At 71.3% G+C, this 19,917-nt stretch carries 22 protein-coding genes and 1 pseudogene; 11 read left to right on the forward strand and 12 right to left on the reverse strand.

What is annotated here, in order from left to right; all coding sequences use genetic code 11:
- Positions 1-43 precede the first annotated feature (43 nt).
- Positions 44-1,194 (forward strand): annotated as a pseudogene (locus IF89_RS38420) (ricin-type beta-trefoil lectin domain protein).
- A gap of 53 nt (positions 1,195-1,247) precedes the next feature.
- On the opposite strand, the gene IF89_RS0129505 reads toward IF89_RS38420, so the two are convergent.
- Together IF89_RS0129505 and IF89_RS0129510 are read right to left on the reverse strand one after the other, a co-directional pair.
- Complete coding sequence (locus tag IF89_RS0129505; RefSeq protein WP_030774596.1) at positions 1,248-2,015, reverse strand: glycerophosphodiester phosphodiesterase; 768 nt, start codon at positions 2,013-2,015, stop codon at positions 1,248-1,250.
- 166 nt (positions 2,016-2,181) lie between these two features.
- Positions 2,182-3,846, reverse strand: a complete 1,665-nt coding sequence (locus tag IF89_RS0129510) for a fumarate hydratase (RefSeq protein ID WP_030774600.1) — start codon at positions 3,844-3,846, stop codon at positions 2,182-2,184.
- A 157-nt stretch (positions 3,847-4,003) separates the two neighbouring features.
- Here IF89_RS0129510 and IF89_RS0129515 point away from each other — a divergent pair, with 157 nt between their 5' ends.
- Entirely contained in the window at positions 4,004-4,684 is a 681-nt protein-coding gene (locus IF89_RS0129515; protein ID WP_030774602.1) for a DUF1707 SHOCT-like domain-containing protein, read from the forward strand.
- A gap of 210 nt (positions 4,685-4,894) precedes the next feature.
- Positions 4,895-5,305, forward strand: coding sequence for a WhiB family transcriptional regulator (locus IF89_RS0129520; RefSeq protein ID WP_030774603.1), 411 nt, complete (start codon positions 4,895-4,897; stop codon positions 5,303-5,305).
- Between the two features lie 100 nt (positions 5,306-5,405).
- Here the strand turns inward: IF89_RS0129520 and glpX are convergent, their stop codons facing one another.
- Positions 5,406-6,437: a class II fructose-bisphosphatase gene (gene glpX / locus IF89_RS0129525; RefSeq protein ID WP_030774604.1), complete on the reverse strand. Its 1,032-nt coding sequence runs from the start codon at positions 6,435-6,437 to the stop codon at positions 5,406-5,408.
- Positions 6,438-6,686: 249 nt separating this feature from the next.
- On the opposite strand from glpX, the gene IF89_RS0129530 reads away from it, so the two are divergent.
- Positions 6,687-7,205 carry a DUF4245 domain-containing protein gene (locus IF89_RS0129530; protein WP_234327911.1) on the forward strand — a complete coding sequence of 173 codons (519 nt, stop codon included), beginning with the start codon at positions 6,687-6,689 and terminating at the stop codon, positions 7,203-7,205.
- A gap of 140 nt (positions 7,206-7,345) precedes the next feature.
- Here IF89_RS0129530 and IF89_RS0129535 read toward each other — a convergent pair whose 3' ends face one another.
- The 4 genes from IF89_RS0129535 to IF89_RS0129550 all read right to left on the reverse strand — a co-directional run bounded on the left by IF89_RS0129535 (position 7,346) and on the right by IF89_RS0129550 (position 11,128).
- Positions 7,346-7,936, reverse strand: a complete 591-nt coding sequence (locus IF89_RS0129535) for a malonic semialdehyde reductase (protein ID WP_030774608.1) — start codon at positions 7,934-7,936, stop codon at positions 7,346-7,348.
- A 95-nt stretch (positions 7,937-8,031) separates the two neighbouring features.
- Positions 8,032-8,250 (reverse strand): exodeoxyribonuclease VII small subunit, encoded by a 219-nt coding sequence (locus tag IF89_RS0129540; RefSeq protein WP_030774610.1) that lies wholly within the window; start codon positions 8,248-8,250, stop codon positions 8,032-8,034.
- A gap of 55 nt (positions 8,251-8,305) precedes the next feature.
- The gene (gene xseA, locus IF89_RS0129545; RefSeq protein WP_234327907.1) at positions 8,306-9,649 is read right to left on the reverse strand and encodes an exodeoxyribonuclease VII large subunit; all 1,344 of its coding nucleotides are present in this window, start codon (positions 9,647-9,649) and stop codon (positions 8,306-8,308) included.
- Between the two features lie 33 nt (positions 9,650-9,682).
- The gene (locus IF89_RS0129550) at positions 9,683-11,128 is read right to left on the reverse strand and encodes an APC family permease (RefSeq protein WP_078628592.1); all 1,446 of its coding nucleotides are present in this window, start codon (positions 11,126-11,128) and stop codon (positions 9,683-9,685) included.
- 95 nt (positions 11,129-11,223) lie between these two features.
- Here IF89_RS0129550 and IF89_RS0129555 point away from each other — a divergent pair, with 95 nt between their 5' ends.
- A complete protein-coding gene (locus IF89_RS0129555) occupies positions 11,224-12,228 on the forward strand; it encodes a 4-hydroxy-3-methylbut-2-enyl diphosphate reductase (RefSeq protein WP_030774616.1) in 1,005 nt (334 codons plus the stop codon).
- A gap of 21 nt (positions 12,229-12,249) precedes the next feature.
- Positions 12,250-12,987, forward strand: a complete 738-nt coding sequence (gene ppgK / locus IF89_RS0129560) for a polyphosphate--glucose phosphotransferase (RefSeq protein ID WP_030774619.1) — start codon at positions 12,250-12,252, stop codon at positions 12,985-12,987.
- A 93-nt stretch (positions 12,988-13,080) separates the two neighbouring features.
- On the opposite strand, the gene IF89_RS0129565 is transcribed toward ppgK, so the two are convergent.
- On the reverse strand, positions 13,081-13,518 hold the full coding sequence (locus tag IF89_RS0129565) for a DUF6542 domain-containing protein (RefSeq protein ID WP_420706979.1): 438 nt from the start codon (positions 13,516-13,518) through the stop codon (positions 13,081-13,083).
- A gap of 213 nt (positions 13,519-13,731) precedes the next feature.
- Here IF89_RS0129565 and ychF point away from each other — a divergent pair, with 213 nt between their 5' ends.
- Positions 13,732-14,820, forward strand: coding sequence for a redox-regulated ATPase YchF (gene ychF / locus IF89_RS0129570; RefSeq protein ID WP_030774623.1), 1,089 nt, complete (start codon positions 13,732-13,734; stop codon positions 14,818-14,820).
- Positions 14,821-14,904: 84 nt separating this feature from the next.
- On the opposite strand, the gene IF89_RS0129575 is transcribed toward ychF, so the two are convergent.
- The 4 genes from IF89_RS0129575 to IF89_RS0129590 form a co-directional block, all read right to left on the reverse strand.
- Positions 14,905-15,168 carry a type II toxin-antitoxin system RelE family toxin gene (locus IF89_RS0129575; protein WP_030774625.1) on the reverse strand — a complete coding sequence of 88 codons (264 nt, stop codon included), beginning with the start codon at positions 15,166-15,168 and terminating at the stop codon, positions 14,905-14,907.
- Positions 15,161-15,430 (reverse strand): type II toxin-antitoxin system Phd/YefM family antitoxin, encoded by a 270-nt coding sequence (locus IF89_RS0129580; RefSeq protein ID WP_030774626.1) that lies wholly within the window; start codon positions 15,428-15,430, stop codon positions 15,161-15,163. Before IF89_RS0129580 ends, IF89_RS0129575 begins: the two co-directional genes overlap by 8 nt.
- Positions 15,431-15,549: 119 nt before the next feature.
- A complete protein-coding gene (locus tag IF89_RS0129585) occupies positions 15,550-15,732 on the reverse strand; it encodes a CPCC family cysteine-rich protein (protein WP_078628593.1) in 183 nt (60 codons plus the stop codon).
- Positions 15,733-16,048: 316 nt separating this feature from the next.
- On the reverse strand, positions 16,049-16,630 hold the full coding sequence (locus IF89_RS0129590; protein WP_030774628.1) for a Uma2 family endonuclease: 582 nt from the start codon (positions 16,628-16,630) through the stop codon (positions 16,049-16,051).
- Positions 16,631-16,786: 156 nt separating this feature from the next.
- Between IF89_RS0129590 and IF89_RS0129595 the strand changes: the two genes are divergently transcribed.
- The 4 genes from IF89_RS0129595 (at position 16,787) to IF89_RS0129610 (ending at position 19,839) form a co-directional block, all read left to right on the forward strand.
- A complete protein-coding gene (locus IF89_RS0129595; protein ID WP_051807807.1) occupies positions 16,787-17,398 on the forward strand; it encodes an HdeD family acid-resistance protein in 612 nt (203 codons plus the stop codon).
- Positions 17,399-17,498: 100 nt separating this feature from the next.
- Positions 17,499-17,885 (forward strand): PadR family transcriptional regulator, encoded by a 387-nt coding sequence (locus tag IF89_RS0129600; protein ID WP_043194560.1) that lies wholly within the window; start codon positions 17,499-17,501, stop codon positions 17,883-17,885.
- The gene (locus IF89_RS0129605) at positions 17,882-18,448 is read left to right on the forward strand and encodes a hypothetical protein (protein WP_030774631.1); all 567 of its coding nucleotides are present in this window, start codon (positions 17,882-17,884) and stop codon (positions 18,446-18,448) included. The genes IF89_RS0129600 and IF89_RS0129605 overlap by 4 nt, the downstream gene beginning before the upstream one ends.
- A 131-nt stretch (positions 18,449-18,579) precedes the next feature.
- Complete coding sequence (locus tag IF89_RS0129610; RefSeq protein WP_420706980.1) at positions 18,580-19,839, forward strand: alpha/beta hydrolase; 1,260 nt, start codon at positions 18,580-18,582, stop codon at positions 19,837-19,839.
- Positions 19,840-19,917: the final 78 nt, after the last annotated feature.

The raw sequence follows: 19,917 nt of genomic DNA on the forward strand, positions 1-19,917 counted from the left end.
CCAGTAAATACCGTGGGTAACGCCCACATTCGGGGAGGCATCCATGCCACGTGCCCGTACGAAGCCCACGCTCAGATCTACCGTCGCCGCCGTCGCCGCGTTCGCGGCCGCCCTGGGAGGCGCCACCGCCGTCACCCCCATGGCCCAGGCGGCCACCCCCACCGGCATAGTCAAGCCCCTCCCGCCCGAGCTGGAGGCGATCCGCGCCGCCGAGGCCGTCACGATCTACGGCGACCCCGCCGTGCGCCCACCGGCCGACCGCAGGACCGGCCTGATCTCGCTGGGCGACAGCGAGATCTCGGGCGAGGGCATCGGCACCTACGACCCCGCGACCAACACCCCGGACAACCAGTGCCACCGCTCGCCCGACGCCGCGATCCACCGCACCGGCATCCCCGCCGACCTCACCTTCAACGTCGCCTGCTCCGGCGGCCACACCGGCAACATCAGGATCGGCTGCGCCGGCTACGTTCGGACGCCACCTGGGGCCGCAACGACGCGGTGCCCGCGTTCCAGAAGGGCATGCGCGCGGCAGCCCTCGCCTCCGGCGCGATCTACCTCGACAACTCGCGCCTCTTCCACGGCCACGAGGTGTGCATGGAGGACACCTGGGCCCGCGGACTCCATCTGGACCTCGCCGACCACTTCCCGTGGGACGAGGACACCGCCCGCCAGTCCTTCCACCCCAATGACCGTGGACACGGCGCCTTCGCGTCCTGTCTGACCCAGCTGTACCGGTCGGGGCTGCGCGAGGCCTCCTGCGCCGACCCCGCCAGCACCGGAACGCCCGTCCTGCGCGGCGGAGCCTGGGACGACAGCTTCGGGCCGCTCAGGAACGAGGCGACCGGCACCTGCCTCGACTCCTCCGGCGGATCCAGCGCCAACGGCACGAAGACCGTCGGCTGGGACTGCCACGGCGGCCGCAACCAGGGCTGGTGGTACGACAGCACCCGCCGGTCCGTCCACACGGAACTGACCCATGACCGCTGCCTCGACGCCCCCGGCGCCGCCTACGGCCCCGGCACCGGCCTGATCATCTGGAACTGCCACGGCGGGGCGAACCAGCAGTTCGTCCGCGACGGTGCCACCCTGAGGCCCGCCGCCGCCCCGGGCATGTGCCTGACCCTGGCCGCCGCCCAGGAACCGCTGCGCCTGCAGACCTGCAACGGATCCGCGAACCAGCGTTTCGCGTGACCCCACCGGCCCGGCCCCGCCCCGCCCCGCACGGCGGAGCCGGGCCCGGCCGGCTACAGGGAGTCCAGCTGCGCGCGCACCTCGCGCGGCCGGTTGGTGATCAGAGTGTCCACGCCGAGCCGCACGCACAGCTCCACGTCCTCCGGCTCGTCCACCGTCCACACCCGCACCCGCAGCCCCTTGGCCCGGAGCCGGGCCACCAGCCCCGGGTCCTTGCGCACCAGATCGATGCCGGGCCCGGCGTGCCCCGCGAACGGCGGCCTGGGCGGCCGCAGCCGCCGCTCGATCAGGTGGACGGCGGGCAGGCCGGGCGCCAGCCGGTTCAGCCTCACCAGGGCGTTGCGGGAGAAGCTCATCACCTCCACCAGCCCCGCCGATCCGTCGGCCAGGCCGTGGTCCTTCAGCACCCGCACCAGCTCGGCCTCCAGCCGGCCCCCGGCCCGGGTGGGGTGCTTGGTCTCGACGGCCAGACCGACGGGCCGGTCGGCGGCCAGAGCCTCCTTCAGCAGGTCCTCGAACAGCAGCACCTGCGACCCGCGGTGCTCCTCGCCCTTCCAGCCGCCGAAGTCCAGCGCGGACAGCTCCTCGTACGTCATCTCCGAGACCACCCCGCGCCCGTCGGAGGTCCGTTCCACACGCCGGTCGTGCACGCAGACCAGCCGGTGGTCGGCAGTGAGCCGGACGTCGCATTCGAGGGCGTCCGCGCCGTCCTCGATGGCCTGCCGGTAGGCGGCGATGGTGTGTTCGGGGTGCTCGTGGGAAGCCCCGCGATGCGCGACGATCCGGACGGCCCGGTCGGCACGGAGCTGCATGTGCGTCATGCCCCGAAGGTATCCGCATGCGCGCGACGCCCCCGTACCGCATGCTGCCCGGACGGCGGAACAGCAGATGTACGGATCCTGCGGCCGCGGGGGCGGAAGCGCCCGAGGGGCCCTCCGCCGTCCGGCGGAGGGCCCCTCGGTCACGGGCCCGGCTACGGACGGGGCGTCACAGCCCCGGGCCGCGCACCGGAATGTGCGTGAACGTCGGCTCCGGCGCCGGGTTCTGGAAGAAGTCGTTGCCCTTGTCGTCGACCACGATGAACGCCGGGAAGTCCTCGACCTCGATCTTCCAGACCGCCTCCATGCCGAGCTCCTCGTACTCCAGGACCTCGACCTTCTTGATGCAGTCCTGGGCGAGGCGCGCCGCGGGCCCGCCGATCGAGCCCAGGTAGAAGCCGCCGTGCGCGGCGCACGCGTCCGTCACCTGCTGCGAGCGGTTGCCCTTGGCCAGCATGACCTTGGAGCCGCCCGCCGCCTGGAACTGCTCGACGTAGGAGTCCATGCGGCCGGCCGTGGTCGGGCCGAAGGAGCCCGAGGCGTAGCCCTCGGGGGTCTTGGCAGGACCGGCGTAGTAGACCGGGTGGTCCTTGAGGTACTGCGGCATGTCCGCACCCGAGTCCAGCAGTTCCTTGATCTTGGCGTGCGCGATGTCGCGCGCCACGACCAGCGGGCCGGTCAGCGACAGGCGGGTCTTGACCGGGTGCTTGGTCAGGGTGGCCAGGATGTCGTCCATCGGCTGGTTCAGGTCGATGGAGACGACGTCCGAGGACCGCGACAGGTGCTCGTCCGTGGTGTCGGGCAGGAAGCGGGCCGGGTCGCGCTCCAGCTGCTCCAGGAAGACGCCCTCCGCGGTGATCTTCGCGGTGGCCTGGCGGTCCGCCGAGCAGGAGACGGCGATCGCGACGGGCAGGGAGGCGCCGTGGCGCGGCAGGCGCACGACGCGGACGTCGTGGCAGAAGTACTTTCCGCCGAACTGCGCGCCGATGCCGATCTTCTGGGTGAGCTCGAAGACCTGCTGCTCCAGGGCCTCGTCACGGAAGCCGTGGCCCAGCGGGGAGCCCTCGCGCGGCAGCTCGTCGAGGTAGTGCGCGGAGGCGTACTTCGCCGTCTTCAGCGCGTGCTCGGCAGAGGTGCCGCCGACCACGATCGCCAGGTGGTAGGGCGGGCAGGCCGCCGTGCCGAGCGAGCGGATCTTCTCCTCCAGGAACTTCATCATGGAGGCCTCGTTCAGGACGGCCTTGGTCTCCTGGTAGAGGAAGGACTTGTTGGCCGAGCCGCCACCCTTGGCCATGAAGAGGAACTTGTACGCGCCGCCGTCGGTCGCGTACAGCTCGATCTGCGCGGGCAGGTTCGAGCCGGTGTTCTTCTCCTCCCACATGGTGAGCGGGGCCATCTGCGAGTAGCGCAGGTTCAGGCGGGTGTAGGCGTCGTAGATGCCGCGCGAGAGCGCCGCCTCGTCACCGCCCTCGGTGAGGACGTTCTGGCCGCGCTTGCCCATGACGATCGCCGTGCCCGTGTCCTGGCACATCGGCAGGACGCCGGCCGCCGCGATGTTCGCGTTCTTGAGCAGGTCCAGCGCGACGAACTTGTCGTTCGAGGACGCCTCGGGGTCGTCGATGATGCGGCGCAGCTGCGCGAGGTGCGCGGGGCGAAGGAAGTGCTGGATGTCGTGGACGGCCTCCTCGGCGAGCGTGCGCAGCGCCTCCGGCTCGACCTTGAGGAACGTACGGCCGTCCGCCTCGAAGGTGGACACGCCCTCGGCGGTCACCAGCCGGTAGGGGGTGGTGTCCTCACCCAGGGGCAGCAGGTCGGTGTACGCGAACTCCGGCATTGGGGCCATTCCTCACTCGGCAGACAGCACTGACGACCAATTTGGCAGCGCAGTCCTCCAGCGTAGGACCTCCCGCCGGGCGTGTGTTTGTGAGGTAGGGCTCACTCGCGCCCCATCGGTAGTATCGCGATCTATCGTGTCTCGCTATGCTGGCGTCGTGGACCTGGAAAAGCACCCCGCCGCCCCTGCCCCCGCACCCGCGCCCGTGCCCGCCGGGCTGCGCGCCTCGGACGCCGACCGGGACCGGTTCGCGCAGATCCTGGGCGACGCCGTCGCCGAGGGCAGGCTGACCGCCGAGGAGCACTCCGAGCGCCTGGACACGCTGTACGCCGTCAAGACGGTCGGCGAGCTGGAGGCGCTCGTACGGGATCTGCCCGCGCCCGGCGGCGCGCATGCCGCGTCCCCGGTGTCCGCGGCCTCCTACGCCGGAGCCGCCGTGGGCCCCGCCGCCGAGACCCTCGTCGCCGTGTGCAGCAGCTCCAGCCGCAAGGGCCGGTGGCGGCCGGGCGCGCACACCCGCGCGGTCTCGGTCATGGGGGACATCACCATCGACCTCACCCAGGCCGTCTTCGAGCAGCAGGTCACCGAGATCAACGTGACCTGCGTGCTCGGCAACGTGGAGGTCCTGGTCCCCGAGAACGTCACCCTGCGCGGCTACGGAAGCGGCGTCCTCGGCAACTTCGAGGTGCGCGGGGAGGGCCGCGGGCAGACCGATCCGCAGGCCCCCGTGGTGATCGTCCGCGGGTTCGCGCTGCTCGGCAACATCGAGGCGCGGCCCAGGATGGGAGCCCGCCTGGTCGACCTCGCACGCAAGCTGCGCGGGCGCCGGGACGGCTGACGGCAGCGGTGCCGGCTCGTGGTGAGGCCCGACGGCGCCGGCAGAGCGGCCGGTGGCGGGGGCCGGGGCGCGGCGGCGCATGCGGAGGCGGAGGGTCTCGTTTCGGACGAACCCCGGCCGCCCCGTGGCACACAGTGCATAGGGGCGCGTACAGCGGGTAGGGACAGGTGCGTCGTCTCTCGCTCGCGTATACGTCGTCAGGAGTAGACCGTGCCGCAACCGCCGCATCAGTCCCTGCAGGTAGCCGACGTGAAGAGCCTTCAGGGTCCTGGGGCGGGCCCGTCGGCCGTGCCGGAGCCACGGGTGCCGGCCAGGGCGGCGGAGGACGGTCCGTGGCATGCGGAGGCGGTGTGCCGACGCGACGAGGCGGGCCTCTTCTTCGCGCCGTCCAAGGAGCCGACGGCCGCCCGGCTCTCCCGCGAGGAGGCCGCGAAGCGCGTCTGCGCCCGCTGCCCCGTGATGGTGGCCTGCCGCGAGCACGCGCTGCTGCAGCCCGAGCCGTACGGGGTCTGGGGCGGGCTCACCGCGGCCGAACGCCGCGTGGTGCTGGCGCGGATGCGCCGCCGGACCGCCGAGCTGCGGCAGGCCCCCGGAGCCGGACCGATCGCTGCGGCGGGCTGAAGCGGCCCGAGTCTTCTGCCGGGCCGGGAACGCGGGCACGCGAGAGGGGCGGTCACCCCCGCACAGGGTGACCGCCCCTCTCGCGTCGGGTCCCCGCCTCCTACTGGGCGCGGTCGAAGTCGATGGCGCTGTAGGCGCGCAGCTTCGACAGGCGGTGCGTGGAGTCGATCTTCCGGATGGTGCCCGACTTGGAGCGCATGACGAGCGAGGACGTCGTCGCGGTCTCCGAGCGGTAGTGCACGCCGCGCAGCAGCTCGCCGTCCGTGATGCCGGTGGCCACGAAGAAGACGTTCTCGCCCGAGACCAGGTCGGTGGTGGTCAGCACCCGGTCCAGGTCGTGGCCGGCGTCGATCGCCTTCTGGCGCTCGGCGTCGTCCTTCGGCCACAGCTTGCCCTGGATCACACCGCCCAGGCACTTGATCGCGCAGGCCGAGATGATGCCCTCGGGGGTGCCGCCGATGCCGAGCAGCAGGTCCACACCGGTGCCCTCGCGGGCCGCCATGATGGAGCCGGCCACGTCACCGTCGGAGATGAACTTGATGCGCGCGCCGGTCTCGCGGATCTCCCGGACGATGCCCTCGTGGCGGGGGCGGTCCAGGATGACGACCGTGACGTCCTCGGCGGCCATGCCCTTGGCCTTGGCGACCCGACGGATGTTCACCGAGACGGGGGCGTTGATGTCGACGAAGTCGGCCGCCTCGGGGCCGGTGACCAGCTTGTCCATGTAGAACACGGCGGACGGGTCGAACATCGTGCCGCGGTCGGCCGCCGCCAGGACGGCGATGGCGTTCGGCATGCCCTTCGCGTTCAGCGTGGTGCCGTCGATCGGGTCGACGGCGATGTCGACCTCGGCACCGGTGCCGTCGCCGACCTGCTCCCCGTTGAAGAGCATCGGGGCTTCGTCCTTCTCGCCCTCGCCGATGACGACGACGCCGTTCATCGAGACGGTGGAGATCAGGGTCCTCATCGCGTTGACCGCGGCGCCGTCCGCGCCGATCTTGTCGCCGCGGCCGACCCACCGGCCGGCGGCCATGGCGGCCGCCTCGGTGACCCGTACGAGTTCGAGCGCGAGGTTGCGGTCGGGGGCCTCCGGGGAGACTTCGAGCTGGGGCGGCAGGTTGTGCTCGGTCATCGGAGCGCACCTTTCTGTACGGCGACGGCCGGGAAGTGAGGGTGCTGGAACTCTATCGGTACGTCGACATATTGAGCAGGGCGGGTCACGTATGAGCGGAATATCGGTCATTCGATTGTCCTGAGCGGACGCCTTGCACCCCGGTGCCGCGGCCCGTCGCGCGACTCAAGAGTGCGCCGGGCGGCGCGTCCGCGCGACCCCGGCGGTGATCGCCGCCCGGCGATGCGGGACGATGGTTCCGTGGCAGGTATGAAAGGCAAGCAGACGATCTGGGACATGGTCCGGTCGCTGGCGGTGATCGGCGTCGTCGTCGCCGGGATCTACATCTTCGTCCCGCATGACGACAAGGCCGATCCCACGCGGACGGTGGACTACCGGGTGGAGACCATCACGGCCCGGCGCGCGGCCCCGTACCCGGTGGCCGCCCCCGTGGGCCTCCCGGAGCAGTGGCGGGCGACCTCGGTGACGTACGAGCGCAAGAAGTCCGACGCCTGGCACCTCGGCTTCCTCGACCCGGAGCAGCAGTACGCGGCGGTCGAGCAGTCCAGCGACACCTCCGTCAAGTACCTCGAACGGGTCACCCGCAACGCCACGGCCTCCGGGCAGACGCAGCAGGTCGGCGACGCGGCCTGGGAACGCTGGGAGGGCGAGAAGTACGACGCCCTCGTACGGCGGGGGCAGGGCCACGTCACGGTGGTGACCGGCACGGCCTCCTTCGAGCAGCTCGGCACGCTGGCGGCGGCGCTGGAGTTCAAGCAGGGCCAGTAGCGGCTGGGGGCCGGTCCCGGCGCAGGCTGCCGGCGGCGGACCGCCCCGGTGGACCCGTCGCAGAGAGAAGGGCCGTGCGCCCCGGATCCCCGGGGCGCACGGCCCTTCTCGTGTACGGCGGCCCCGGGCCGCGGTGGTGCTCAGACGGTGGTGATGACCTCGTCGATCGACAGGCGCGGGGAGCGCGGGAACCACGCGTCCTCACCCGGCTTGCCGATGTTGACGACCATGATCGGGGTGTGGTCGTCGTCCAGGAACTCCTTCTGGATGCCCGCGAAGTCGGCTCCGGTCATCGGACCCGCGGCCAGCCCGGCGGCGCGGACGCCCACGATGAAGTACGCGGCCTGCAGCGCGGCGTTGACCAGCGAGGACTGCTCGCGGGCCGGGCGCTCGGTGAAGAAGAGGTCCTTGGCCTGCGGGAAGTGCGGCAGCAGCCGCGGCAGCTCCTCGTGGAACTCGTTGTCCGCGGACAGGATCGCGACCAGCGGCGCGGCGAGGGTCTTGGCCTGGTTTCCCTCGGCGAGGTGCTTGACGAGGCGCTCGCGGGCCTCGGCCGAGCGGACCAGCGTGATGCGCAGCGGCGTGCCGTTGAAGGCGGTCGGGCCGTACTTCACCAGGTCGTAGATCGCCTGGACCTGCTCCTCGGTCACGGGCTCGTCGGAGAACGAGTTGGCGGTGCGGGCCTCGCGGAACAGCAGATCCTGTGCGGCGGAGTCGAGTACGAGAGACATCGGAAAGCCTTCTTCCCTGCAGAGGTGGAGCGATGGCCCGACTCTACGACCGAAGTAGATGAATTTTCAACTAAACGAGGGTTCCGTGACCGGGATCACTCCTCCTCGGCCGCATCGCGCGCCGCGAGCGCCGAATCCAGCCGGGCCCGGGCCCCCTCCAGCCAGCGCCGGCACACCTTGGCCAGCTCCTCACCGCGCTCCCAGAGCGCGAGGGACTCCTCCAGCGAGGTCCCCCCGGCCTCCAGCTTGCGGACGACCTCGATGAGCTCGTCGCGGGCCTGCTCGTATCCCAGCGCCGTCTCGGCCTCTGTCATTCCCTGCTCCACCCTGGGTTTGTCGTGCGGCCGCATGATTGCGGCTGCGTGTCCATTACTTCGAAGCGGCCGACTCGCCCGCGGCAGCGCCCCGGGCCGCCACCGACGGGTCCTGCGCCGGTGCGTCCCGCGCCGGTCCGTCCTGCGCCGGTGCGCCCTCCTGCGGCGCACCCTCCGGCGGCGCGTCCGCTCCCGAGGAGACCTCCACGCAGAACGTGCCCTGCGCCACCCTGGCGCGCAGCACCTCCCCCGCCGCCACCTCCTGCGGCGAGCGCACCACGTGCCCGTCCGCCCGTTGCAGCACGGCGTACCCGCGCTCCAGCGTCGCGGCCGGCGACAGCGCCACCACCCGGGCCAGCGTGTGGGCGAGCTCGGAGTCGGCCCGGTCCAGCAGATGGCCCAGCGTGCGCCTGCTGCGCGCCAGCAGAGCGTCCAGCTCGTCCTCGCGCAGCTCCACCATGCGCTGCGGGTGGACGAACACCGGCCGGCCCAGGGCGTGCGCGAGCCCGCGCTCCTCCCGGTCGAGCAGCGCGCTCACCGCGCGCAGCCCCCGGCCCTGCAACTGGCGTACGCGCTCCAACTCCTCACCGACGTCCGGGACCACCTTCTTCGCGGCGTCCGTGGGCGTGGAGGCCCGCAGGTCCGCGACGAGGTCCAGCAGCGGTGAGTCCGGCTCGTGGCCGATCGCCGACACCACCGGGGTACGGGCCGCGGCCACGGCCCGTACGACCTCCTCGTCGGAGAAGGGCAGCAGGTCCTCCACGCTGCCGCCACCGCGCGCCACGATGATCACGTCCACCTCGTCCAGGGCGTCGAGCTCCCTGACCGCCCGGACCACCTGCGGGACGGCGTGCACGCCCTGCACGGCGACGTTGCGCACCTCGAAGCGGACGGCCGGCCAGCGCCGCCGGGCGTTCTCCAGCACATCGCGCTCGGCCGCGGAGGCCCGCCCGACCACCAGGCCGATCAGCTGCGGCAGGAACGGCAGCGGCTTCTTGCGCTCCGGCGCGAAGAGGCCCTCGGAGGCCAGGGACCGCTTCAGCCGCTCCAGCCGCGCCAGGAGTTCCCCGATGCCGACCGGCCGTATCTCCGTCGCCCGCAGGGACAGCTGGCCGCGCGGGGCGTACCACTCCGGCTTGGCCAGCAGGACGACCCGTGAGCCTTCCGAGACGACGTCCGCGACCTCGTCGTAGACCTGGCGGAAGCAGGTCACGCTGACCGAGATGTCGTGCGAGGGGTCGCGCAGCGTCAGGAAGACCACCCCCGCCCCCGGTCGCCGCGAGAGCTGCGTGATCTGCCCCTCCACCCACACCTGGCCGAGCCGCTCGATCCAGCCGCCGATCAGCCGGGACACCCGGCCCACCGGCAGCGGCGCCTCCGCCGACGTATTCAGACCCATGTCCGCAGGCTATCCGCACGCGCTGACAGCGTCTCAGCCTCCCGCCCGGGCGTCCGAAGTGTCGGACCCCGGCCCCGTCCCTGTCCCTGTCCCCGTCCCGGCTCCGGCCCCGGGCCGGCCGGGCGTCCGGCGCCGCCCGCGCTGGGCGAGCAGCACCGCCAGACCGAGGGCCAGCCACGCCGCGCCCACCAGCTGCGCCGCCCGGGACGCCTCGACGATCACCGTGACGGTCACCGCGGCCCCGAGCACCGGGACCACCAGGTGCCTCCACCAGCTCGGTGCGCCCTCGCGTCGCCGCACCACGAACCAGCCCACCACCGAGGCGTGCAGCAGCGTGAAGGCCACCAGCGCCCCGACGTCCACCACGGACACCAGGTGGGCGAGCCCGTCGCCGCGCCGGGCCGCCCACACGGCGGCGACCAGCGTGACGGCCGCCGCCACCAGCAGGGCGGCCCGCGGGGTGCCGTCCGAGGTGCGCGCCAGTACCCGCGGCAGCCGCCGTTCCCGGGCCATCGCGAACACCAGCCGGCCGGCCGCCGCCTGCCCCGCCAGCGCGGCGAAGGCCGCTCCGACCGCCTTGCTGACCGCCACCAGGTCGTGCAGCCAGGAGCCCACCGCCGACTCCACCGCCGTGTAGAAGGCCGCCCCCTGCCGCCCCGGCGCCGCCGCCAGCTCCGCCGCGGACACCGGCATCAGCAGCGCCGCCAGCCAGCTCTGCACCACGAACAGCACCCCGGCCAGAGCCAGGCAGCACAGCACCGCCCGCGCCACCCGCCGGGAGCCCCCCGTCACCTCCTCGGCGAAGGACACGACGGCGTCGAAGCCGAGGTAGGACAGGACCGCCACCGACACCGCGCCCAGCACCGCCGTCGCACTGAAGGCGAGCGAGCCGTCACCGGTCAGCGGCGACAGCCAGCCGCGCCGCGGGCCGTCCAGGACCAGCACGGTCACCGCGGCCGCCACGAAGACGGCCAGGACCAGGACCTCCAGCGCCAGCACGGCGAAACCGACCCGCGCGGCCACCCGTACCCCGCACAGGTTGAGCACGGTGGTCACCACGACGGCCAGGGCCGTCCACACCCACCGGGAGACCTCCGGCACCAGCGCGTTCATCGCGATCCCCGAGAAGAGGTACGCCACCGCCGGGATCAGCAGGTAGTCCAGCAGCGCCATCCACCCGGCGATCAGCCCCGGCCCCTCGCCCAGGCCCTTGCGGGCGTAGGTGAAGACCGAACCGGCCTGCGGGGCCACCCGCACCATCTGCGCGTAGCTGAAGGCGGTGAAGGCCATCGCGACCGTCGCGACCAGGTACACCAGCGCGACCGCGCCGTGGGACGCGGCGTCGAGCGCCCCGAAGACACCGACCGGGGCCATCGGGGCGATGAACAGCAGCCCGTAGACGACCAGGTCCCGGAAGCCGAGACTCCGCCGCAGGGCAGCGGGCGCCGGGGCCCTGCCGGAATCCGTACCGGACGCCATCGTTCCTCCGGGTGACGGGCGGGACGTTCGTGACGGGTCTCGCGGCCAGTCTGTGCCGAACGGCCGACGTCCGGCCTGCTGGAGACCCCCGTACGATGGAGCACATGACTGCTCCCGCCCCTGCTCCCGCTCCCCGCCGTGTCCTGCTCGCCGCGCCCCGCGGCTACTGCGCGGGCGTGGACCGAGCCGTGATCGCCGTCGAGAAAGCCCTTGAGCAGTACGGGGCGCCGGTGTACGTCCGCCACGAGATCGTGCACAACAAGTACGTCGTCCAGACCCTGGAGAAGAAGGGCGCCATCTTCGTCGAGCGGACGGAGGAGGTGCCCGAGGGCAACATCGTGATGTTCTCCGCCCACGGCGTCGCCCCAGTCGTCCACGAGGAGGCGGCACGCGGCAGGCTCGCGACGATCGACGCGACCTGCCCGCTGGTCACCAAGGTCCACAAGGAAGCCGTCCGGTACGCCAAGGAGGACTTCGACATCCTCCTCATCGGCCACGAGGGCCACGAGGAGGTCATCGGCACCTCCGGCGAGGCCCCCGACCACATCACCATCGTCGACGGCCCGCACGACGTGGACAAGGTCACCGTCCGCGACGAGTCGAAGGTCGTCTGGCTCTCGCAGACCACGCTGTCGGTCGACGAGACCATGGAGACGGTCGACGCGCTGAAAACCAAGTTCCCGCTCCTCCTCTCGCCGCCGAGCGACGACATCTGCTACGCCACCTCGAACCGGCAGGCCGCCGTCAAGGTGATGGGTGCGGACTCCGACCTGGTCATCGTGGTCGGCTCGAAGAACTCCTCGAACTCGATCCGGCTGGTCGAGGTCGCCAAGGACGCCGGCGCGAAGGCCGCGTACCTCGTCGACTTCGCGAGCGAGATCGACGAGGCCTGGCTGGAGGGCGTCACCACCGTCGGCCTCACCTCGGGCGCCTCGGTGCCGGAGGTCCTGGTCGAGGAGGTCCTGGAGTGGCTCGCCGCGCGCGGCTATGGGGACGTGGAGATCGTCAAGACGGCGGAGGAGTCCATCACCTTCTCCCTCCCCAAGGAGCTCCGCCGCGACCTGCGGGCCGAGGCTGCCGAACTGGTCGCCGACAAGTAACTCGTTTCGTACGGTATGTCCATGCAGATCTTCGGCGTGGACATCGGTGGATCCGGGATCAAGGGCGCTCCCGTGGACCTGGAGCAGGGTGACTTGGCGCAGGAGCGCCACAAAGTACTGACACCACAGCCGGCCACCCCCGACGGGGTGGCCGGCTGTGTCGCCGAGGTGGTGCGCCACTTCGGCTGGGACGGCCCGGTGGGGGTGACCTTCCCCGGCGTGGTCACGAGCGGCGTCACCCGCACGGCGGCCAACATGGACAAGTCCTGGATCGGCGTGGACACGGCCGCACTGCTCTCGCGCGAACTCGGCGGCCGGCCGGTGACGGTCCTGAACGACGCGGACGCCGCGGGCGTCGCCGAGATGACCCACGGAGCCGGGCGCGGGCGGGGCGGCACGGTCATCCTGCTCACCCTGGGCACGGGCATCGGGAGCGCGCTCTTCACGGACGGGAGGCTGGTGCCGAACACCGAGCTGGGCCACCTGGAGCTGAAGGGCCACGACGCGGAGACGCGGGCGTCGGTGAAGGCGAAGGAGGACGGCGACCTCACCTGGGAGCGCTGGGCGCACCGGCTGAGCAGGTACATGCAGCACGTGGAGATGCTGTTCTCCCCGGACCTCTTCATCATCGGCGGCGGCGTCAGCCGGAAGCCGGAGAAGTTCATGCCGCTGATCGAAGGCGTCCGCGCCGAGATCGTCCCGGCCGGGCTGCAGAACAACGCGGGCATCGTCGGTGCGGCGATGGCGGCGAAGCGGTGACGGCGGTCGCCGCCCGGACCCGGACGGGGTGCCGCCCGGGCGGGGCCGTTGCCGGCACCGGGACCGGGGCCGCGGCCGCGGTCGTCGGGCCCGTCAGGCGGCGCGGCGGGGGAGGCGGCGCCGCCCGATGAGGACGGCCTTGCGCACCAACGCGATCAGGGCGGCGACGAGCGTCCCCGCGTACAGCCAGCCCGCGTGCAGGGACAGCGCGGAGACCAGTCCCATCAGCTGACCCCCGAAGCCGCCGGAGCCGCCCGAGATGGGCCACGCTCCGGCGGCGAAGGCGATGGGGACGCCGATCGGCGCGGTGACCAGGTCCGCCGGCCGCACCCACAGGGCGGTGGCGGCCGCTACGGGCGGGAAGAGCAGCCCGTAGACGAAGAGCGAAGAGCTGAACAGCAGCCAGCAGATGCCGGCGACGAGCACCATCGAGGTGCACGCGAACAGCCCGCCGCCGAGGCCCGTCAACCGGGGGCGGGGCATCCGGCGCACGGCCGCCGGCCGCGGGGCGCCGCCGCCCTGCGCGGGCACGCCCGCGGGGCGATGGCCCCTGCGCTGTGCCGGGGGTCGCTGCGGGTGAGGGGCCGGTCGCGTCCTGTATTGCTCCACTCCACCAAATTAGGCGGGAGGGCGGCCGGATCGGGGCCCGGACACGCGTACATCCACCGCCACTCATCGGAAAGTAAACTGTCCGGTGGCCCACTCCCGGGCCGCCGCCCCCTCCAGCTACGGGAAGTCGCCAACGTGTCGCTCACGATCGGAATCGTCGGCCTGCCGAATGTCGGCAAGTCGACCCTGTTCAACGCCCTGACCAAGAACGACGTGCTGGCGGCCAACTACCCGTTCGCCACCATCGAGCCGAACGTCGGCGTCGTCGGCGTCCCCGACCCGCGCCTGGCCGTCCTCGCGGGCATCTTCGGCTCGGCGAAGGTCCTCCCGGCGACGGTCGACTTCGTCGACATCGCGGGCATCGTGCGCGGCGCCTCGGAGGGCGAGGGCCTGGGCAACAAGTTCCTCGCGAACATCCGCGAGTCCGACGCCATCTGCCAGGTCATCCGCGCCTTCAAGGACGAGAACGTCGTCCACGTCGACGGCAAGGTCTCGCCGAAGGACGACATCGAGACGATCAACACCGAGCTGATCCTCGCCGACCTCCAGTCCATCGAGAAGGCGGTCCCGCGCCTGACGAAGGAGGCCCGCCTCCAGAAGGACAAGGTCGCGGTCCTCGCCGCTGTCGAGTCCGCCCAGAAGATCCTGGAAGGCGGCGAGACCCTCTTCTCCAAGGGCATCACCAAGGGCACGGAGCAGGGCGACCTCCTGCACGAGCTCCACCTGCTCACCACGAAGCCGTTCCTCTACGTGTTCAACGTGGACGAGGACGAGCTGACGGACGACGCCTTCAAGGCCGAGCAGTCGGCGCTGGTCGCCCCGGCCGAGGCGATCTTCCTCAACGCCAAGCTGGAGGCGGATCTCGCCGAGCTCGACGACGAGGAAGCCCTGGAGCTCCTCCAGTCGGTCGGCCAGGACGAGCCCGGCCTCGCCACCCTCGGCCGGGTCGGCTTCGCCACCCTGGGCCTGCAGACCTACCTCACGGCCGGCCCGAAGGAAACCCGCGCCTGGACCATCAAGCAGGGCGCAACGGCCCCGGAGGCCGCCGGCGTGATCCACACCGACTTCCAGCGCGGCTTCATCAAGGCCGAGGTCATCTCCTTCGCGGACCTGGTCGAGTGCGGCTCGGTCGCCGAAGCCCGCGCCAAGGGCAAGGCCCGCATGGAGGGCAAGGACTACGTCATGCAGGACGGCGACGTGGTCGAATTCCGCTTCAACGTCTGATTGGACGTGGACAAACGGCCTGACCTGCGAGAAGGCAGGTCAGGCCGTCGTGCTGTCCGCAGCGGTCCGCAGAACCTGGAGCAGCTACGTCTCGTAGACCGTGGAGCGGTGTCCGACGTGGACGACCCACACCACCAGTTCCCCATTGTCGATCGTGTAGACGACACGGTAGTCGCCGACCCGTAGGCGGCGGCGCTCGGGCTGGGATACGAGTGGGGTGGTGTTGAAGCCGAAGGGGTCGCTTTCCAGCTCTGTCAGTTTGGCCAGGATACGAAGCGCCATGTCACGCGGGATCTTGCGCAGCTCGGCCTGGGCCTCGGGCCGGAACACCGTGCGGTAGTCACTCACTGCGTGCCAGCGTCTCCCTCATCACGTCCTCGATCGGGACGCCGACGGCCGGGCTCGCCATGCGCTCGTCGATGATGCGGTTGATCTCGCGCTCTTCCCACTCCTGGTACTTGCGAAGCACCTCGATCGAGACCACGGCGGCGACCTGCTTGCCGCGACGGGTGATGACAGTGGGCACGTCGTCGCGGTCGGCCCGTTCGACGACTTCGGCCAAGTGGGCGCGCACGTCGCGGATGGACTCTATGGGCAGCGGCTGTGTCATGCGCTCAAGCGTACCGAGTGTGTCATGTGTACACCACTGCCCAAAACGGGGCCGGGCCGAGTAGGGCTGGATGTACTGGACGACTTCCCACCGGGCTGGACGGGTGCTGGTGGTCGGCCCTACTCGACAGACGGTTCGAGCATCGGCTCGAAGGTGGAGTCCTTGTTCGCGCCGCCGGCCATGGTCGGCCAGCGGAACTGGATCCCGTCGTCCTCCCAGAAGCAGAGGGGGCAGATCTCGTACGAGCCGGGCATGGCGTCGAGCACGCGGGGCCCGCAGGGACAGGGGCAGCGGTCGCTCACCTGCGCAGTCTCGTTGTGAGTCCGGCCGGTGTGCCATGGATTTTTCGGCCTCGGCACCGCCGACCAGTCCGCAGCCAGTCCGCAGGACAGCCGTAAACGGCCGCCGGGAACCAACGCATGCCAACGAGGAATCCCAGGTCAGGGCCCTGCACGGGGCTCCGCCGCAGGTCGGGATCGGGCTTCAGCATTCCGCGTCAAAGTGTAGGCGTCTCGTGCTGCATGTGAGATAGCTGCGTCAAAATGTGCAGGTCAGAAGGGGTCGGCCTCTGTGGGTCCGACCCCTTCTGCGTTCCGGTGCTGACTTGGTGCCGACGTTTCAGTTGCCCCGCGGCGGTGTGAGCGTGTCGAGGTCCAGGCTGATCTCGAAGGGCACGGGGCGCTGGAGGGTGCCTCGGAAGATGCCGGCGGGCGCGTAGGCGCCGGTGGGTTCGTCGAGCTCGTAGACGTGGACGACGGGGGCTCCGTCCTCGTCCTCGATGCACCAGTAGTGCGGAATGCCGGCCTCTGCGTACTTGCGGAGCTTTACTGTGCGATCGCGGTGGGCGGACTCGGGGGACACGGCCTCCACGACGAGCTTCACGTCTTCCGGGGCGTACCAGGTACGGTCCGGGTCATAGGGCAGGTCCGTCAGCAAGAGGTCCGGCTCGGGGCGGTTGCGGGCATCGAGGCGGATTGTCATCTCCCGCTCGACCTCGAAACCAGCCGGTGCCTGCGCCATGAGTGTTGTGGTCAGGGCGGTGACGAGGCGGCCATGCCAGGACCGCTGTGGCGACATCATGAAGACGAGGGCTCCGTCGATGAGCTCGGTGTGGCGTGGTGCCTCGGGGAGGCGGTCGAGGTCCTCCGCGAACCAGCCTTCCGCGCGCGGCGGGCGCATCCAGTCGGGCAGTGAGGTCATGCAGCAAGGCTAGCGACGCGGACTCTCGGCCGGGGCGCGGTGCGGCCGGCCCGCTCACGCGTGCCTGCGGCCGGCGTCGCGCTGTCCCGGCCGCGCGATCGGGAAGAGCGGCATAAAGTGGCCGTAAAGGTACTTCTCCGGTGGTCTGGAGGCGTGATGACCCTACGTCCCGACGCGTCGCCGCAGCGCGCGCAGCATGACCCCGAGGACACGCTCAAGCAACTCGGGAGTTCGTGGCACTGGGCCCTCGGCGTCGCACTCGCGACCCTGATCCCCGGCATCCTGGTGCTCGTCTGGCCCGACGAGACGCTGCACATCCTGGCCGTGATCATCGGGCTGCAGCTGCTGGTGGCCGGCTGCTTCCGGTTCGTCGCCGCCTTCTCGCACAGCAACGACGCCGGCGGCAGCCGGCTGGCGAGCGTCCTGATCGCGGTGCTGGCGTTCCTGGCCGGCGTACTCGTCCTGCGCCACCCGATGCAGACCATCGGTGCGCTCTCCCTGATCGTCGGGGTGTTCTGGCTGATCACCGGCGTGCTCACGGCATACGTCGCGATCGCCGACCGCCTCCTCGTCCACCGCGGGCTGCTCTTCGGGCTGGGGGCGCTCGGCGCCGTCGCCGGCATCGTCGTGCTCTGCTTCCCCGTGGACTCCGCGGTCGCACTGACGCGGCTGCTCGGACTGTGGCTCGTCCTGCTCGGCGTGTTCGAAGTGGTGATGGCCCTCGTGATGCGGTCCGCCACCCGTCGGATCGCCGCCACCACGAAGTGAGCCCGTCGCATCGCCCTTCGCCCGGCATCGCCCGGCGCCGGCCCGCCCGTACGCGGGACTGTCTTGCGGCGCACAGTAGTGGCGCACTATCTTGTGCCGCATGACAAAGGAGCCGACCGCGACCGGTGACCAGCGGCGCAGCCAGCTCCTGCGCGGAGTGCTCGACCTGTGCCTGCTGTCCCTGATCGCCGAACGACCCCGGTACGGCTTCGAGTTCGCCGAAGCACTCGCCGCCGGCGGACTGGAACTCGTCAGCGACGGCAGCATCTACCCGCTGCTCGCCCGGATGGAGCGGGCCGGGCTCGTCACCTCGTACCGCGCCCCGTCCCCGAACGGCGGCGCCCCGCGCAAGTACTACCGGCTGACCGAGGCGGGGCACAACGAACTCGCCCGCGGCCGCGCCGACTGGACGGCCTTCGCCGGACCGGTGGGCCGGATCCTGGCCGCAGCCGCCACTACGCCACCGACGGGGGAGACCACGGCATGACGAACACGCAGATACTGGCGGCCTGCCGCCGCAACTGGGAGTACCGCGGCATCGACGAAGCCTCCGTGCGGGAGATGCTCGACGAGCTGTCCGCTCACCTGGAGGACGCCGAGGCCGCGGGCCGCAGCGGGCAGGACGTCGTCGGCCGCGACGTCCGCGCCTTCGCCGCAGCATGGGCGCGGGCCCGCGCCCCGCTCCCGCGCCGCATGCTGCGCACCGCATGCATCGGCTGCTACTACGCCGGCTGGCTTCTGCTGGTCCTGTGCCTGATCCGGTGGACCACGCAGCTGGACGTGGCCCCCGGACACATCGTCTTCTGGGCCGTCCTCGGCACGGTCACCGTCCTCTGGGAGCTGCGGCGGGGCAGTCTCGGCTTCCTTCGCAGATGGGGGATCAGCCTCTGTGTCGCCCTGCCCGCGGCCGTCCTCGCCGACCGGCTCGCCGGCGACGCTCCCGTGTTCACCGTGCCGCTGTGGGCGGCGCTCCTCCTGCTCCTGCCCGGCCTGCCCCACGCCGTGGCCGACGTGCGGGCCGGCAGGAACCGCACCGCCGGCGCCGCCTGACGAAGCCCCTCGCGGACGGCCGGATGTTTTTTGCTCGAAATAGGAACTGTGCGGGCGGTTTGCTCATCAGGTCTTAAGGGAGACCACCGCTCTGCCCTCGGGGGCAGTCAAGACCGTTCGGAGCGAAGTTCGTGCACGAGTACCCGCAGCGCCCGCGGCCTGACGACCAGCAGTCGTACCAGGACTACCCGCCCCAGGGGCATGGCGGTCAACCGCACCAGCAGTACCAGCAGCACCAGCAGTCCTACGAGGCGTCCTACCCGGGCCGGCCGCCGTACGGAGAGCCGCTCGCCGGGGCCGGTCACCCGTACGACCCCGAGCCCGCGCAGCCCAGGCGCTCCCGGCGCCGAATATGGATCAGTGCCGTGGTCGCGCTCGCGCTCCTCCTCGGCGGCGGTGGGTTCGCCGCATGGAAGCTCGACTGGTTCTCGGGCAACGGCGAGGCCGTGACCTTCGGCAAGAACCCCCCTGCGGCCGCCGGCTCGTCGGACCCGGCCGCTCCGTCGGCCGAGGCCAAGCCCTCCGGCGACCCGGACGTGCTCATGCCGACCGGTCCGAAGTCCGACTTCAAGCAGACCGCCAAGCTCGACGACGGCACGATCATCGCCAAGACCCGCCTGGCGGGAGCGAAGTCCGGCTTCGAGGGCGACGTGTGGGTGTGGGCGCCCAAGCAGTACGACGACCCGAAGTACGCCAAGAGCGGCTTCCCGGTGCTCATCGCGCTCCCGGGCGGCAACGGCTTCCCGAACAACTACTGGGCCGACACCAGCCTCGGCCTCCAGAAGGCCATCACCGAGGGCGTGAAGGCCGGTACCAGCCTCCCGTACATCGTGATCATGCCGGTGCTCAACCCGGACGCGAAGTACTACTACGACGGCTCCGACATCCCCGGCCAGGCCAAGATGGGCACGTGGATCGCGGAGGACGTCCCGGCTTTCGCCAAGGCCAACTTCCGTACGTACAAGTCGCGTGACGGCTGGGCCTTCATGGGCTCGTCCTCGGGCGCGTTCGTGGGCATGAAGACGGTCCTCCAGCACCCGGACAAGTTCAAGGCCGTCATCGCCAGCGGCGGCGAGATCGTCCCCGACTCCCCGCTGTGGAAGGGGCACCAGGCGGAGATGGACGCGAACAACCCGGAGAAGCTCGCTCAGAAGCTGATCGACACCAAGGGCCCGGAGGTTTACATCAACTTCCAGATCGGCACGAAGGAGTCCGGCAAGGAGCGCATGGTCAAGTTCCAGCAGCAGTACGGCAAGGGCCCGGTCAAGACGACCATCCGTGACATCCAGAACGGCGAGCACAACGGCTGGCACTACGTCCGGGGGATGAAGGAAGGCTCCCTGGAGTGGGTCAGCAAGGTCCTGAAGGCCCCGAAGCCGGAAGCGGGCTGACGGGGAAGTCGGGGGCCGGGGGCCGCGGCCGGGGCCTGAGGGAGAACGGGCCGAGGGGTGGTGGCAGGGGGGCGGGGG

Source organism: Streptomyces sp. NRRL F-2664, assembly GCF_000719345.1.
Lineage (GTDB): Bacteria > Actinomycetota > Actinomycetes > Streptomycetales > Streptomycetaceae > Streptomyces.